15 protein-coding genes are annotated in these 13,288 nt (G+C 62.6%); 7 read left to right on the top strand and 8 right to left on the bottom strand.

What is annotated here, in order from left to right; genetic code table 11:
- The first annotated feature begins 98 nt into the window (after positions 1 to 98).
- Complete coding sequence (locus ACIOVD_RS09055; protein ID WP_174244599.1) at positions 99 to 1,382, top strand: MFS transporter; 1,284 nt, start codon at positions 99 to 101, stop codon at positions 1,380 to 1,382.
- Here ACIOVD_RS09055 and ACIOVD_RS09050 read toward each other — a convergent pair.
- Positions 1,348 to 1,899: a DJ-1 family glyoxalase III gene (locus ACIOVD_RS09050; RefSeq protein ID WP_095166420.1), complete on the bottom strand. Its 552-nt coding sequence runs from the start codon at positions 1,897 to 1,899 to the stop codon at positions 1,348 to 1,350. The two genes, ACIOVD_RS09055 and ACIOVD_RS09050, sit on opposite strands and share 35 nt — an antisense overlap.
- Before the next feature lie 76 nt (positions 1,900 to 1,975).
- A complete protein-coding gene (locus ACIOVD_RS09045; RefSeq protein WP_401127222.1) occupies positions 1,976 to 2,434 on the bottom strand; it encodes a DUF4879 domain-containing protein in 459 nt (152 codons plus the stop codon).
- Between the two features lie 204 nt (positions 2,435 to 2,638).
- Between ACIOVD_RS09045 and ACIOVD_RS09040 the strand changes: the two genes are divergently transcribed.
- Positions 2,639 to 3,934, top strand: coding sequence for an NCS2 family permease (locus ACIOVD_RS09040; protein WP_095166416.1), 1,296 nt, complete (start codon positions 2,639 to 2,641; stop codon positions 3,932 to 3,934).
- The gene (trmA, locus tag ACIOVD_RS09035) at positions 3,931 to 5,010 is read left to right on the top strand and encodes a tRNA (uridine(54)-C5)-methyltransferase TrmA (protein ID WP_095166414.1); all 1,080 of its coding nucleotides are present in this window, start codon (positions 3,931 to 3,933) and stop codon (positions 5,008 to 5,010) included. Before ACIOVD_RS09040 ends, trmA begins: the two co-directional genes overlap by 4 nt.
- A gap of 55 nt (positions 5,011 to 5,065) precedes the next feature.
- On the opposite strand, the gene ACIOVD_RS09030 is transcribed toward trmA, so the two are convergent.
- From ACIOVD_RS09030 to ACIOVD_RS09020, 3 genes are all read right to left on the bottom strand, one after another.
- On the bottom strand, positions 5,066 to 5,509 hold the full coding sequence (locus tag ACIOVD_RS09030) for a DUF2442 domain-containing protein (RefSeq protein ID WP_159998076.1): 444 nt from the start codon (positions 5,507 to 5,509) through the stop codon (positions 5,066 to 5,068).
- Positions 5,506 to 5,934, bottom strand: coding sequence for a DUF4160 domain-containing protein (locus tag ACIOVD_RS09025; RefSeq protein ID WP_401127219.1), 429 nt, complete (start codon positions 5,932 to 5,934; stop codon positions 5,506 to 5,508). The genes ACIOVD_RS09030 and ACIOVD_RS09025 overlap by 4 nt, the downstream gene beginning before the upstream one ends.
- Before the next feature lie 239 nt (positions 5,935 to 6,173).
- A complete protein-coding gene (locus ACIOVD_RS09020; protein WP_401127217.1) occupies positions 6,174 to 6,851 on the bottom strand; it encodes a TetR/AcrR family transcriptional regulator in 678 nt (225 codons plus the stop codon).
- Between the two features lie 235 nt (positions 6,852 to 7,086).
- Here ACIOVD_RS09020 and ACIOVD_RS09015 point away from each other — a divergent pair, with 235 nt between their 5' ends.
- From ACIOVD_RS09015 to ACIOVD_RS09005, 3 genes are all read left to right on the top strand, one after another.
- Complete coding sequence (locus ACIOVD_RS09015; protein ID WP_401127215.1) at positions 7,087 to 7,938, top strand: neutral zinc metallopeptidase; 852 nt, start codon at positions 7,087 to 7,089, stop codon at positions 7,936 to 7,938.
- 121 nt (positions 7,939 to 8,059) lie between these two features.
- Positions 8,060 to 8,950, top strand: a complete 891-nt coding sequence (locus tag ACIOVD_RS09010; RefSeq protein WP_095166404.1) for a neutral zinc metallopeptidase — start codon at positions 8,060 to 8,062, stop codon at positions 8,948 to 8,950.
- Positions 8,951 to 9,916 carry an alpha/beta hydrolase gene (locus ACIOVD_RS09005; RefSeq protein ID WP_401127213.1) on the top strand — a complete coding sequence of 322 codons (966 nt, stop codon included), beginning with the start codon at positions 8,951 to 8,953 and terminating at the stop codon, positions 9,914 to 9,916.
- A 22-nt stretch (positions 9,917 to 9,938) separates the two neighbouring features.
- Here the strand turns inward: ACIOVD_RS09005 and ACIOVD_RS09000 are convergent, their stop codons facing one another.
- The 3 genes from ACIOVD_RS09000 to ACIOVD_RS08990 all read right to left on the bottom strand — a co-directional run bounded on the left by ACIOVD_RS09000 (position 9,939) and on the right by ACIOVD_RS08990 (position 12,074).
- Positions 9,939 to 10,532, bottom strand: coding sequence for an HAD family hydrolase (locus ACIOVD_RS09000; RefSeq protein ID WP_401127211.1), 594 nt, complete (start codon positions 10,530 to 10,532; stop codon positions 9,939 to 9,941).
- Positions 10,529 to 11,398, bottom strand: a complete 870-nt coding sequence (gene tesB, locus ACIOVD_RS08995; protein ID WP_095166400.1) for an acyl-CoA thioesterase II — start codon at positions 11,396 to 11,398, stop codon at positions 10,529 to 10,531. The genes ACIOVD_RS09000 and tesB overlap by 4 nt, the downstream gene beginning before the upstream one ends.
- Before the next feature lie 106 nt (positions 11,399 to 11,504).
- A complete protein-coding gene (locus tag ACIOVD_RS08990) occupies positions 11,505 to 12,074 on the bottom strand; it encodes a GNAT family N-acetyltransferase (RefSeq protein ID WP_159998086.1) in 570 nt (189 codons plus the stop codon).
- Positions 12,075 to 12,155: 81 nt separating this feature from the next.
- Between ACIOVD_RS08990 and ACIOVD_RS08985 the strand changes: the two genes are divergently transcribed.
- Positions 12,156 to 13,076, top strand: a complete 921-nt coding sequence (locus ACIOVD_RS08985) for a histone deacetylase (protein ID WP_159998088.1) — start codon at positions 12,156 to 12,158, stop codon at positions 13,074 to 13,076.
- Positions 13,077 to 13,288 lie beyond the last annotated feature (212 nt).

Raw genomic sequence — 13,288 nt, 5'->3', positions numbered from 1 at the left:
GCCTCAGGACCCTGGCGCGCCAATCCAGGCGATCGCTGCAACCTTTAGTTACAACTTGATGATAGGCTCAGCTTTTTCCCCACCAGACCTGTCTGCCGATGCCCAGCCCAGAGCCCCTGCTGTTACGCCATCACCGCCCTTTCCTTGCGTTCTGGCTGGCGCGGATTTTCACCGCCAGCGGTTTCCAGATGCTCACAGTGGCCATTGGCTGGAACCTCTACCAGCTCACTGGCAACGTGCTGGACCTGGGGTTGGTCGGGCTGGTGGAGTTCGCTCCGCGGGTACTGTTCATGCTGCACACCGGGCATGTGGCTGACCGCTATGACCGGCGCAAGGTCGCTGCCCTCTGCCAGTCCTTGCAGGCTTTGATCGCCCTGGCCCTGACCATCGGCAGCGCCACCGACCAAGTGACCCGCGAGCTGATCTTCATCCTCGCCTTCCTGCTGGGCGCTGCCCGCTCGTTCGAGATGCCCACCACCCAGGCCCTGCTGCCCAGCATCGTGCCCACGGCCTTGTTCCCGCGTGCGGTGGCGGCGGCACAGTCGGCGCAACAGTCGGCCACCATCATCGCCCCGGCCCTGGGCGGCCTGCTCTACGCCTTTGGCAGCGTCTGGGTCTATGGGCCGACGGTGCTCTTGTACGTCATCGCCTGCACCCTGATGCTCAACCTGCCTGCGCGGCAAACCCCGCTGAACAAAGGCAAGGCCACCCTGGATTCACTGCTGGCCGGCGTTCGCTTCATCCGCAGTCGCCCAGACATTCTCGGGGCGATCTCCCTGGACCTGTTCGCGGTACTGCTGGGCGGCGCCACCGCGCTGTTGCCGGTGTTCGCCAAGGACATCCTGCTGACCGGGCCATGGGGCCTGGGGCTGCTGCGCTCGGCACCGGCAGTGGGCGCCCTGCTGATGTCACTCTGGCTGGCGCGGTTTGCCGTGGAGCGCAAAGTCGGACGGGTGATGTTTACCGCCGTCGGCGTGTTCGGCGTGGCGACCATTGCCTTTGGCCTGTCGACCTCATTCTGGTTCTCGTTGGCGGTGCTGGTGGTGCTGGGGGCGGCGGACATGATCAGCATGGTGATCCGCGCCTCTTTTGTGCAACTGGAAACCCCGGATGAAATGCGCGGCCGGGTCAGCGCCGTGAACGGCTTGTTCATCGGCGCTTCGAACCAGTTGGGTGAATTCGAATCCGGCCTGACGGCGCACTGGTTCGGCACTGTGCCAGCGGTGGTCATGGGCGGAGTTGGCACGCTGTTGGTCACCGGCACCTGGATCAAGCTGTTCCCAACCCTGGCCCAGCGTGATCGCATGCATGTGCCGGTGGCTGCCCCCGAGAATTCGCCGACCGTAGCTAAGCCAGCAACTCCCGCGCCACCGCCAGCTTGACTGCCCTGCCGCACAGTTGCTCCAGCAATTGCAGGGCAAATGGGAGGGCCGCCGCCGAACCCTGGGCGGTAATGCAGTTGCCGTCGACCACCACCGGCTGATCGACGAAGGTGCAGCCCAGCAGTTGCTGACTGACGGCCGGCAGGCAGGTCATGCGGCGTTGGCGCAATACGCCGAAGGCCTGCAGGGCAAGCGCCGGCGATTCGGCGATGGCGGCGAACAGTCGGCCGGCGGCGGCCTGGTCCTTGAGCAATTGCTGCAGCGGCTGATGGGCGGCCAGGTGCTTGCCGCCGACGGCGCCGCCAGGCAGGACAATCAGGTCGAAGGGTTGCGCCAGCACGTCCACCAGCATCGCATCGGCGGTCAGGCGTGTGCCCCGGGCGCACGTCAGCATGCGCCGCGCCTCGATGCTGGCCACTACCACTTCGACGTTCGCCCGGCGCAGCACGTCGATCAGGGTGACGCTTTGCAGGTCGTCGATGCCCTCGGCAAGGGTAATCAGGGCTCTAAAGGTCATGGTCGGTGTCCACAGGGTGATCCTTAAAGCGTAGTCACCTTTACTGACAGGCGTTCAAGTCCCCCCGCACGGCCCATTACTTGATGTAGATCTGGGTCGACAGGGTGTTGGCCGGCGCGTTGATCGAGGAATTGCGGAACGTGAAAGTGCCACGCTGCTTGCCGGCCATATCGAAGATATAGAGGTAGCCGACGATCTTGCTGACCATGCCGGCGCATTCCGTCAGGTCGCCATTATCAAAGGCACATACCCGGGTGCGCACGCCATCGATGTCCGCGCCATCCAGCCCGGCCTGGGGCGAACGGCCATAACCGACCTCCAGCACGTAGATCTTGATGTTCGGCCCTTCGTGATCACAGCTGGTTTGTGCCTGCCCAGGACTGATGTCCTCCATGCCGCAGGACGGCGACTGGACCTTGAGCACCTTGATTTCGCTCAACGGCGGTGCGGAAGCCGCCTCGGCCACCTGCATGCCGGACAACAAGGCGCCAAACACGCCTACCACCAGAGCCAACCCGCGTTTTTTAGAAGACATGACCACTCCCGAAACCAGCGCGCAGTATGCCCCACCCGTCTCAAAGGCAAAACATCGCCGACGATCGCAGCCATAGCCCCAAGCTGCTGGTATGATGCGCGGCTTTTTCCGACCGACAGAAAAATCCCGGGCGCCTGCTGTGGTCTGTGCTTTGCTGTTCAAGTCGATACATTCACGGCGCAAGATGCGCCACGGGGAGCAGACATGCTGGAAAGGCTGTTTCAACTCAAGGCACACAACACCAACGTGCGCACCGAGATTCTTGCGGGCGTCACGACCTTCCTGGCCATGGCCTACATTTTGTTCGTCAACCCGAGCATCCTCGGCGAGACAGGCATGGACAAGGGCGCAGTATTTGTCGCGACCTGCCTGGCGGCCGCCATCGGCTCCACCGTGATGGGCCTGATTGCCAACTACCCGATCGCGCTGGCACCGGGCATGGGCCTGAACGCCTTCTTTACCTACACCGTGGTGCTGCACATGGGCCACACCTGGCAAGTGGCGCTGGGTGCGGTATTCATTTCGGCGGTGCTGTTCTTCCTGCTGTCGATCTTCCGCATCCGCGAATGGATCATCAACAGTATCCCGCTGCCGCTGCGTTCGGCGATTGCCGCCGGTATCGGCCTGTTCCTGGCCCTGATTGCCCTGCACAACGCAGGCATTGTGGTCAGCAACCCGGCGACCATGGTCGGCCTCGGTGACCTGAAGCAACCGGCTCCGATCCTCGCGACCCTGGGCTTTGCCCTGATCGTGGCCCTTGAAGCCCTGAAAGTACGCGGTGCAGTGCTGATCGGCATCCTGACCGTGACCATCGCCTCCATCGCCCTGGGGTTCACCCCGTTCGGCGGCGTAGTGTCGATGCCACCCTCCCTGGCGCCGACCTTCCTGCAACTGGACATCAAGGGCGCCCTGGACATCGGTCTGGTCAGCGTGATCTTCGCCTTCCTGTTCGTCGACCTGTTCGACAACTCCGGCACCCTGATCGGCGTCGCCAAGCGCGCCGGCCTGATGGGCAAGGACGGCCACATGCCGAAAATGGGCCGGGCGCTGATCGCCGACAGTACGGCGGCCATGGCCGGTTCCCTGCTGGGCACCTCGACCACCACCAGCTACATCGAATCGGCAGCGGGCGTCAGCGCCGGCGGCCGGACCGGCCTCACCGCCGTGGTCGTGGCCATCCTGTTCCTGCTGGCGCTGTTCTTCTCGCCACTGGCTGCCAGCGTTCCGGCTTTCGCCACCGCGCCGGCCCTGCTGTTCGTCGCCGTGCTGATGACTTCCGGCCTGGCGGAAATAGACTGGGATGACATCACCGTGGCTGCGCCTGTGGTGATCACCGCCCTGGCGATGCCTTTCACATACTCCATCGCCAACGGCATTGCCTTCGGTTTCATCGCCTGGACCGCAATCAAACTGCTGTCCGGTCGTGGCCGTGAGCTGAACCCGGCGCTGGTGATTCTCTCCATTCTGTTCGTGATCAAGTTGGGTTGGTTCAACGCATGACATTCGATTCCCAGGCTTACGCCGCTCAGCTCGAAGACAAGGTCACGCGCCTGCGCGACCTGCTGGCCCCGTTCGATGCCCCGCAACCTGCGGTGTTCGACTCGCCGCTGGCCAACTTCCGCCTGCGCGCCGAATTCCGCCTGTGGCGCGAAGCCGGCGAGCGGCACTACGCAATGTTTTCCCAGGAAGACAAGCGCACGCCGATCCTGATCGAAGAGTTCCCGATCGCCAGCCTGCGCATCAACCAGTTGATGCCGCAGCTCAAGGCCGCCTGGCAAGCCAGCGCAGCCTTGAGCCACAAGCTGTTCCAGGTGGAGTTCCTGACCACCCTGGCGGGCGACGCGATGATCACCCTGTGCTACCACCGCCCGCTCGATGAGCACTGGCATGCGGCGGCCAGCCAGTTGGCTGCAGACTTGAATGTCAGCGTGATCGGTCGCTCCAAGGGTAAGCGCGAAGTGATCGGCCAGGATTATGTGGTCGAGAAACTCGAAGTCGGTGGGCGTACCTTCAGCTATCGCCAACCCGAGGGGGCATTCACCCAGCCCAACGGCACGGTGAACCAGAAGATGCTCAACTGGGCGTATGACGCCCTGGGCGAGCGCCCGGACGATCTGCTGGAACTGTATTGCGGCAATGGCAACTTCACCCTGCCCCTGGCGACCCGCGTAGGCAAAGTGCTGGCAACCGAAATCAGCAAGACCTCGGTCAATGCTGCGCTGAGCAACCTCAGCGAAAACGCGGTGGATAACGTCACCCTGGTGCGGCTATCCGCTGAAGAGTTGACCGAAGCCTTGAACGAAGTGCGCCCGTTCCGTCGCCTGCACGGTATCGACTTGAAGAGCTACGCGTTCGGCAGCGTGTTCGTCGATCCACCGCGCGCGGGCATGGACCCGGACACCTGCGAGCTGACCCGACGCTTCGACAACATCCTGTACATCTCATGTAACCCAGAGACCTTGGCAGCCAACATCGCCCAGTTGCACGACACTCATCGCATCACCCGCTGCGCGCTGTTCGATCAATTCCCGTGGACCCACCACATGGAATCCGGGGTCTTGCTGACCCGTCGTTGATCGCTGATCACGCTCCACAAAAAAACCGTCCCGAGGACGGTTTTTTTGTGCCTGCTCACAGCGTCGTATCGACCTTGCGCGGCCGCCCACCCTTGCGGCCATTGGCACGGGCAGCGTCGGCCTTGGCGGCGCTGCTCTGGCGACCATTGCGGCTGGCGATGAGCGAGGCGGCCATGTCCATCAGCGGTTTGCTTGCCAGAATCAGTCCGGCGATGGACACCTGCAGGTCCTTGCGCTCATGGCAGAGCGCCGTACCGCCGAACCCGACCTGCAAATCCGCGAAGTCGCTGCTGTCCAAGCCCGTGAACTCGGGGTAATTGTGCACGGGCAGCAGCACGGCACTGCCATCCTCGAAGCCGATCGACAGGTGTTGCCCCACAAGGCTCACGCACTGGGCGCAAATGCCGCTACGACGCACCTCGCCGCGCTCGATGGCTTCGTCCACGACCTTCTCTGTCAGCGGCCGGTCCGCAGGGGTCTTGGCTTGTATCCTTTTCATAATTCAATCTCCACGCCTTCACAGGCGCCCACTAACTCCATCAGGGTTGTATTGCCCTTGAGGTCATAACGCGCCGAAGCAATACGCCGGATCACCTTGGGGTTACGGTTGATCAGCACCATTTCATTGGCCTGGCTATCCCACAGCTGATTGCGCAGACAGGTCGTATGCAGCTTCACCCACCAGACACAACGCGCTCGGCGCAAATGAGCAGCTTGTTTGAGTGTCTGGCGCAGGCCCTCCAACACCGCCAGCGGCGGCCGTCGCGATATCGGGGTGACATCCAGGAGCTCTACGCCGTTGTGCCAGAAGCTGAACACAAAGCGCGCACCCCAGGCGCCACCATCGACATGTACGTGGGGCGGACAGTGCTCATCGCGCAACATGATCACCAGCGACAGTCCTTTGTAGCTGCATATCTTCATGCTAACCCATCCGTTAGGTTTTTGAACTGAAGTTTCCCACCGCTCCTTGAGATCCCGACCGAAGGCAATCTTTCACCCACGGCAAATCCCACCTCAGGCTAGTTCTGCCTAGGCGATAACACCTGCCATGCAGGGGAGAAATGGGTAAGCAATCTTTGCTGCGCCCACCAGGGGCTTGGACAGCGCTCGGGTAAACGGTGTCCTGGGCGGATACCGGAGCCAAAGCCCCTCACCACAGCTCAGGCCTGCAGGTAGCGCAACACCGACTCACAGATCATCTGCCGATGACGCTGCTTGATCGCCGCATCGGGCAGGTCGATCTGGAAGATCTCACCGACGGTGTGCCGGTTCGACACTCGGTAGAAACAGAACGAGGTGATCAGCAGATGCACGTCCAACGGGTTGAGTCCGTCACGGAACACTCCCTCCACGACCCCGCGCCGCAGTATCCCCCCCAGTGCATCGAGGATGGTGCTGTTCATCGCCTTGATCGCCTCGGAGTGCTTCACGTACTCGGCGTTGTGAATATTCTCGATGCTGACAATGCGCACGAAATCGACATTACGATCATGGTGATCGAAGGTGAACTCCACCAGCCGCTGGATGGCTTCACGCGGCGCGAGCTCGGCGAGTTGCAAGCGATTCTCGGTACTGCGGATATCCCCGTAGAGTTTCTCCAGCACCTCGACGTAGAGCTGCTCCTTACTCCCGAAGTAGTAATAGATCATGCGCTTGGAGGTATGGATTCGTTCCGCGATGGCATCCACTCGCGCCCCGGACAGCCCCTGCTGGACGAACTCGACAATGGCTTCTTGAAGGATGTTCTCGCGGGACTTTTGCGGGTTGTTCTTGCGACTCTTGCGCGGCTCGAGCGCTGCCGCTTCGGGCGCTACGGTAAGGTCTGTGGTCATTCTCATTCCGGGCTCGTGGCCGACGCTGCAGAGGCTGGCGATTATGGGCCGCTCGCTGCAGCGAAGGAAGTATCGCTACCTCGTATAGCCCCCCTGCTTACGATTTCAATACAACTTGCCCCGGCACACCCCGGCGCTGTCGCTCACCTGCGTTTACACATTGCCCGTCACCCTCCGTGCCATAGCTGGTGTATGCAGACACCAGGCAATGAATGCCGCTCAACTCACAAGGAATGTCGACATGTTATGGAACAAAGCCCGTCCCAGCGATAACGTTACGGATACCCGCAAATCCTCCTCCAAGCGCTTCCCCCCCGGCAAGAAACTCGGGATCGCCTTCGGTGTTGCCGCCCTCTCGGGGGTTGTGGCGTTGGGCAGCCTGACCTCCACCCAGGAGACTGACCCGCCAGAGACACCCCTGACCGAAGTCACGCCGGTACAAACCGATGACCTCGACCTGGCGTTCGTGCGCGCCGTGCTCGGGGATACCGAGGACACCTGGAGAGCCCAGTTTCTAACCCTGGACCAGCCCTACCCTGAACCCACCATGATCCTCTTCGAGCAGGGTGTGGCTTCCGCCTGCGGTTACGCCTCGTCGGCGGTCGGGCCGTTCTATTGCCCTGACAGTCAGGTGCTGTACCTGGACTTGGGATTTTTCCGCAAAATGGCCCAGCAGATGCCCAACTTCGGCGAGTTTGCCCAGGCCTATGTGATCGCCCACGAAATCGGGCATCACGTGCAGACCCGCCTGGGGTTATCCCGGCCCTTCGACGAAGCCCTGGCGGTCGGCCAACCTACCGCCGGTGACAACGGCCTGGAAGTGCGCGCCGAACTGCAGGCCGACTGCCTGGCGGGCGTCTGGGCGCACCATGCCCAGCAACGCCTGAACTGGCTGGAGCCAGGCGATCTGCAAGCCGCGCTGGAAGCGGCTGCGGTGTTCGGCGACGATTACCAGCGCGGGAACCAAACGACCGGCCCGATGCCTGAGACTTTCACTCACGGGACGTCTGTGCAGCGCGTGCGCTGGTTCGAGCGCGGTTTCGAGCAAGGTCGCATCGAACAGTGCGACACCTTCTCGGCCAATCCGCTGTAGCACGGCAGCGTCGCACATCGAATGCCATACTACCTTTCGTCCGACATCGTCTGACGACCGGACTGGCGACTATCCCACTCACCAGCAACACTCACACCACGCGTAATCAGAGGATTCCCACATGTTATGGAAAAAAGGCCGCCGCAGTGACAACGTGGTGGATGCCCGGGGTGAGGGTGGTGGTGGTGGCGGAGGCATGCGTTTTGGCGGGGGCAAGGGGCTGAGCCTGACGGCCATCGTGCTGATCGTCGGGATCGGCTGGATCACCGGGCAGGACCCGATGCAGATTCTCGGGCAACTGGCCGGGCAAATGGACCAACAGTCAGCCCCTGCCACCACCCAAACCCGCAAGGCGCCGCCGGCCAATGACGAGCAGGCAGAATTTGTGGCGCGAATCCTCGGTGACACCGAAGACACCTGGGGCCAGATCTTTCAACAAGCCGGGCGCCAGTACGCGGCGCCCAAGCTGATGCTGTTCAGCGGTCGGGTCAACTCGGCCTGCGGCGGTGCTTCGGCGGCGACCGGGCCGTTCTACTGCCCGGCGGATCAAAGGGTGTACCTGGACATGAGCTTCTTCCAGGAAATGTCCCAGCGTTTCGGCGCGGCCGGCGACTTCGCCCAGGCGTATGTCATCGCTCACGAAGTTGGCCACCACGTGCAGACCCTGCTCGGGGTATCCGCCAAGATCCAGGCTGCGCGCCAGCAAGGACAACGCATGGAAGGTGATGGCGGGCTGCTGGTGCGCCAGGAATTACAGGCCGACTGCCTGGCCGGGGTCTGGGCCAACCATGCGCAGAAACGTTTGAACTGGCTTGAGCCGGGGGACATAGAAGAAGCGATGAACGCCGCCAACGCGATCGGCGACGACCGCTTGCAGCAACAGGGTCAAGGTCGCGTGGTCCCGGATTCATTTACCCATGGTACTTCGGCGCAACGCGTGCGCTGGTTCAAGACTGGCTTCGCCCAAGGCCAGATCAATCAATGCGACACCTTTGCCGCGAAGAGTCTCTGAATGGCAAAACCCTGGCTGGCGGTATTTGTTCTGTCACTGGGGTGCGCCACGCTACAAGCGGCTGACCATGGGGTGAAAGACATCAGTCCCGGCCGCCTGGACCTGGGTGCAGGAGAATTGGCGGTTGGCTTCAGTCAACCCTCAGCGCCGATCCGGCGGGTGCTGATCATCCTCCATGGGCGTTTGCGCAATGCCGAAACCTATCGGCAAAGCGCTGAAAAAGCTGCAGCGCAGGCCGGACAGAGCGCCAGCACCCTGGTGATTGCCCCGCAATTGCTTAATGAAACGGACATCACGCGGCATCAAATGGCCGACAGCGTGATGCGCTGGCGTGGCAACGAGTGGATGGCCGGGGGCTTGTCCACCGGGCCCCAGGCGCTGAGTTCCTATGCCGTGCTCGACCGCTTGCTGAGCCGCCTGAGCAACCGCCTGGAGTACCCGGAGCTCAAGGAAGTGGTGATTGCCGGACATTCCGGTGGCGGGCAAATGGTGCAGCGTTTTGCCTTGCTCGGGGATGACCAGCCAGCCTTGCGCCAGGCCGGCGTCAAGGTCCGCTACGTGATCGCCAATCCGTCGTCCTACGCCTACTTCGATCAACAGCGGCCGATGCCCGTCGACCGCAACAAATGCCCCGATTTCAACGACTGGAAGTACGGTCTGGACCGGCTACCGGCCTACGCCAAGGGCCAGACGGCGCAATCGCTGGAGCAACGCTACATCGCGCGCGACATCACCTACCTGCTCGGCCAACTGGACACCAACCCGGCCCAACCGGCCCTGGACAAGTCCTGCGCCGCCCTGGCCCAGGGTCCGTCGCATCAGGTGCGCGGGCTCAACTACTTCAACTACCTGACTCAGCGCCATCCACAGGGGCTCAATCAGCATCTGGTGCAAGTGCCGGGGGTCGGACACAACGGCGATCAGATGTTCATCTCGGCCCAGGGTCAGCAAGCGCTGTTTCGCTGATCAGTAAAATGCCCGCAGAGGATCAGGCTGCAAGCAAGTTACGCAACGCCAGGCAGTCGACGGCGTGCCAGTCGGTCAATTCCGGCCATGGATTGTCCGGTAGATTCACCAGCACCGTGCGCGTGCCCGCCGCACGACCGCAATCGAGGTCAAACCGGTAGTCACCGACCATCACCATATTGCCAGGTGCAACATCCCAGGCCTGGGCCAGTTTCAGCAACCCACCGGGATCGGGCTTGGGCGGCGCATCGTCGCGGCCCAGGACATCCTCGACCGCAAAGCAGTCCGCCAAGCCAATCGCCTGGAGCGTGATATGGGCCAGTTCCCGCGCATTGCGGGTGAGGATGCCCAGGCGATAACCACGCCCGGCCAACTCACGCACCAGCTCGACGGCGCCAGGGGCCGGCTGCGAACCCAGCGCCAGGTCCCGTTCGTGTTCCAGCAGCCAGGCATGCTTGGCCGCGGCTTCGGCGGCGGGCAACGCTGCGAGATGGGTCAGGATGTCGTGCTCGGGGGGAATCGCCAGGGCTTGGCGAATCGCCGCAAAATCATGCACGGCCACCGTCAGGGTGCCATCCATGTCGAACACCCAGTGGCGTACCTGCGCCAGGCTCATGCCCAATCCTTACGGTGGCGAATCAGGCCTTCCTGGGTCACCGAGGCCACCAGTTTGCCCGCGCGGTTGAACACGCTGCCGCGAGTAAAGCCCCGGGAGTTGCCGGCCCACGGGCTGTCCATGGCGTACAGCAGCCAATCATCGGCACGCACGTCGGCGTGGAACCACAATGCGTGGTCGAGGCTGGCAACCTGCATGTCTTTTTGCCAGACCGATTTGCCGTGGGGCAGCAATGAAGTGACCAGCAGGCCGAAGTCGGAGGCGTAGGCCAGCAGATACTTGTGCAGCGCCGGCGAGTCGGCCAGCGCACCGTCGGCGCGAAACCAGACGTACTTGACCGGGTCGGCCGGCTGCGGATTGTAGGGATCACTGTCGGTTACCGGACGGAACTCGATCGGCTTGGCGCATAGCAGTTTTTCGCGCATGTGTTCGGGGATCAGGTGCGCGCGTTGCTGGGTCAGTTCCAGCTCCGAGGGCAGGTTTTCCGGACCGACCACCTGGGGCATCGCGCTCTGATGGTCGAAGCCCTCTTCGTCGTACTGGAACGACGCGCTGCAGGTGAAGATCGGCTGGCCCTTCTGGATCGCGGTCACCCGGCGGGTGCTGAAGCTACCGCCGTCGCGGACCCGGTCCACCTGGTAGACCACCGGCAAACCGGCGTCGCCCGGACGCAGGAAATAACCGTGCAGCGAATGCACGTGACGCGCTTCTTCAACGGTCTGGCTGGCCGCCGACAGGGACTGGCCCAGCACCTGGCCGCCGAACAACTGACGAAAACCCAAGTCCTGGCTACGGCCGCGAAACAGGTTTTCTTCGATCGGTTCCAGGGTCAGCAAGTCGACCAGATCTTCCAGCACTTGGCTCATTCAGACTCTCCTCACACAGAGCAATGCCGCGCAGTCTTGGCTGCGGCGGTCGATTCAGGTTTTGGCCCGGGCCAACATTGCGCACATTGTAAACATCCCGGCCAGCTTATCCATGCAAGGTTTCCAACCATTGCTCACGGGTGATGCGGTACAACACGTGGCTGCGCAGCGGATGACCGGCTTGCAGCTTGGGGTGCTGGAAATCGCCTGCCGGGTCAGGGTGCATGCCAATGGCCTGCATGACTTTCTGAGACGGCAGGTTGGCCTCGGTGGTAAAGGCCACCACCTGATCCAGCAGCAAGCGGTCAAAGCCGCAGCGCAGAGCGGTCCAGGCCGCTTCGCTGGCATACCCAAGGCCCCAGTGTTCGCGGGCCAGGCGCCAAGCGATTTCGGTGGCTGGGGTGAACGGGGCGTCAAACCCGACCACCCCCAAGCCGGTAAATCCAATGAATGCACCATTGTCCTTGCGCTGCAGCGCCCACGGACCAAAACCGTGCTCGGCAAAATGTCCGCGGATTCGCCCGATCAATGCAGCGCTTTCCAGGCGACTCAAGGGTGCCGGGAAGTAGCGCATGACTTGCGGGTCGGCGCACATCGCGGCAAATTCCGGCAAGTCCTCATCACGCCACTGGCGCATCAGCAGCCGCGCGCTCTCAAGTTCCAGTATCGGCTCCATCGCTCCCCTCCGTTTCCCTGCATACAAGTCTAGATCGCTGGTAGGATCCTTCACTTCGTCACTCCACGCCACGAACCGACCATGCCCCTGCCGCTGATTTACCACGAAGACTACAGCCCCGAGTTTCCAGCGGAACATCGTTTCCCCATGGACAAGTTCCGACTGCTGCGCGATCACTTGGTGGACAGTGGCCTGACCGAGGACCAGCACCTGCTGCGTCCACAGATTTGCCCGGCAGACGTACTGGCCCTGGCCCACGACCCCGGTTATATCGAACGCTACATGAGCGGCGAGTTGTCCCGCGAAGACCAACGGCGCCTCGGCCTGCCCTGGAACGAAGCCCTGGCCCGGCGCACCGTGCGGGCGGTCGGCGGCTCCCTGCTGGCCGCCGAACAGGCGCTGGAACATGGCATGGCCTGCCACCTGGCGGGCGGTACCCACCACGCCCACTACGATCACCCCGCCGGCTTCTGCATCTTCAACGACCTGGCGGTAATCAGCCATTACCTGCTGGCAAGCGGACGGGTTTCACGGGTGTTGATCTTCGACTGTGACGTGCATCAGGGCGACGGCACGGCGCGGATTCTGCAACATACCCCGGACGCGGTGACGGTTTCCCTGCATTGCGAAAAGAATTTTCCCGCACGCAAGGCCGACAGCGACTGGGACATTCCGCTGCCCATGGGCATGGGCGATGCCGAGTACCTCAAGGTGGTCGATGACGCGCTCAACTACCTGCTGCCGCTCTACCAGCCGGACCTGGTGCTGTACGACGCCGGGGTCGATGTGCACAAGGACGACGCCCTGGGGTATCTGAAGCTGACCGATGCCGGGGTCGCCGCCCGCGATGAGGCCGTATTGCGCCACTGCCTGGGCCGCGACATCGCGGTGATGGGCGTGATTGGCGGCGGCTACAGCAAAGACCGTGAGGCCCTGGCTCGGCGTCACGGCATCCTCCATCACAGTGCGCAACGGGTCTGGCAGTCATCAGGCTGTCATTGAGTTGTGGATGCTTTACCCACAATGCCTGTGGAACGGCCTGTGGATAACCTGAGTGAAAGGACCTGCAAGCCCTGTCCACTATGGCCTACAAGCCACTGATCATTTTTCAACCAACGCCCTAGAACCGCCGAGCCCCTGTAGCAGCTGCCGAGCCCGCGAGGCTGCGTTCGGCTGCGCAGCAGCCGCCAGACTCAACGCACCCGGCGAGGACT

Origin of the sequence: Pseudomonas sp. NPDC087626 (assembly GCF_044743405.1) — a bacterium.
Classification (GTDB): Bacteria; Pseudomonadota; Gammaproteobacteria; order Pseudomonadales; family Pseudomonadaceae; genus Aquipseudomonas.
Note: the sequence above shows the minus strand (reverse complement) of the source record. Positions and strands in the feature narration are given on the sequence as shown.

Coding starts and splice junctions, on each gene's coding strand:
- ACIOVD_RS09055 (WP_174244599.1), top strand. CDS start 99: ATGCCCAGCCCAGAGCCCCTGCTGTTACGCCATCACCGCCCTTTCCTT.
- ACIOVD_RS09050 (WP_095166420.1), bottom strand. CDS start 1,899: ATGACCTTTAGAGCCCTGATTACCCTTGCCGAGGGCATCGACGACCTG.
- ACIOVD_RS09045 (WP_401127222.1), bottom strand. CDS start 2,434: ATGTCTTCTAAAAAACGCGGGTTGGCTCTGGTGGTAGGCGTGTTTGGC.
- ACIOVD_RS09040 (WP_095166416.1), top strand. CDS start 2,639: ATGCTGGAAAGGCTGTTTCAACTCAAGGCACACAACACCAACGTGCGC.
- trmA (WP_095166414.1), top strand. CDS start 3,931: ATGACATTCGATTCCCAGGCTTACGCCGCTCAGCTCGAAGACAAGGTC.
- ACIOVD_RS09030 (WP_159998076.1), bottom strand. CDS start 5,509: ATGAAAAGGATACAAGCCAAGACCCCTGCGGACCGGCCGCTGACAGAG.
- ACIOVD_RS09025 (WP_401127219.1), bottom strand. CDS start 5,934: ATGAAGATATGCAGCTACAAAGGACTGTCGCTGGTGATCATGTTGCGC.
- ACIOVD_RS09020 (WP_401127217.1), bottom strand. CDS start 6,851: ATGAGAATGACCACAGACCTTACCGTAGCGCCCGAAGCGGCAGCGCTC.
- ACIOVD_RS09015 (WP_401127215.1), top strand. CDS start 7,087: ATGTTATGGAACAAAGCCCGTCCCAGCGATAACGTTACGGATACCCGC.
- ACIOVD_RS09010 (WP_095166404.1), top strand. CDS start 8,060: ATGTTATGGAAAAAAGGCCGCCGCAGTGACAACGTGGTGGATGCCCGG.
- ACIOVD_RS09005 (WP_401127213.1), top strand. CDS start 8,951: ATGGCAAAACCCTGGCTGGCGGTATTTGTTCTGTCACTGGGGTGCGCC.
- ACIOVD_RS09000 (WP_401127211.1), bottom strand. CDS start 10,532: ATGAGCCTGGCGCAGGTACGCCACTGGGTGTTCGACATGGATGGCACC.
- tesB (WP_095166400.1), bottom strand. CDS start 11,398: ATGAGCCAAGTGCTGGAAGATCTGGTCGACTTGCTGACCCTGGAACCG.
- ACIOVD_RS08990 (WP_159998086.1), bottom strand. CDS start 12,074: ATGGAGCCGATACTGGAACTTGAGAGCGCGCGGCTGCTGATGCGCCAG.
- ACIOVD_RS08985 (WP_159998088.1), top strand. CDS start 12,156: ATGCCCCTGCCGCTGATTTACCACGAAGACTACAGCCCCGAGTTTCCA.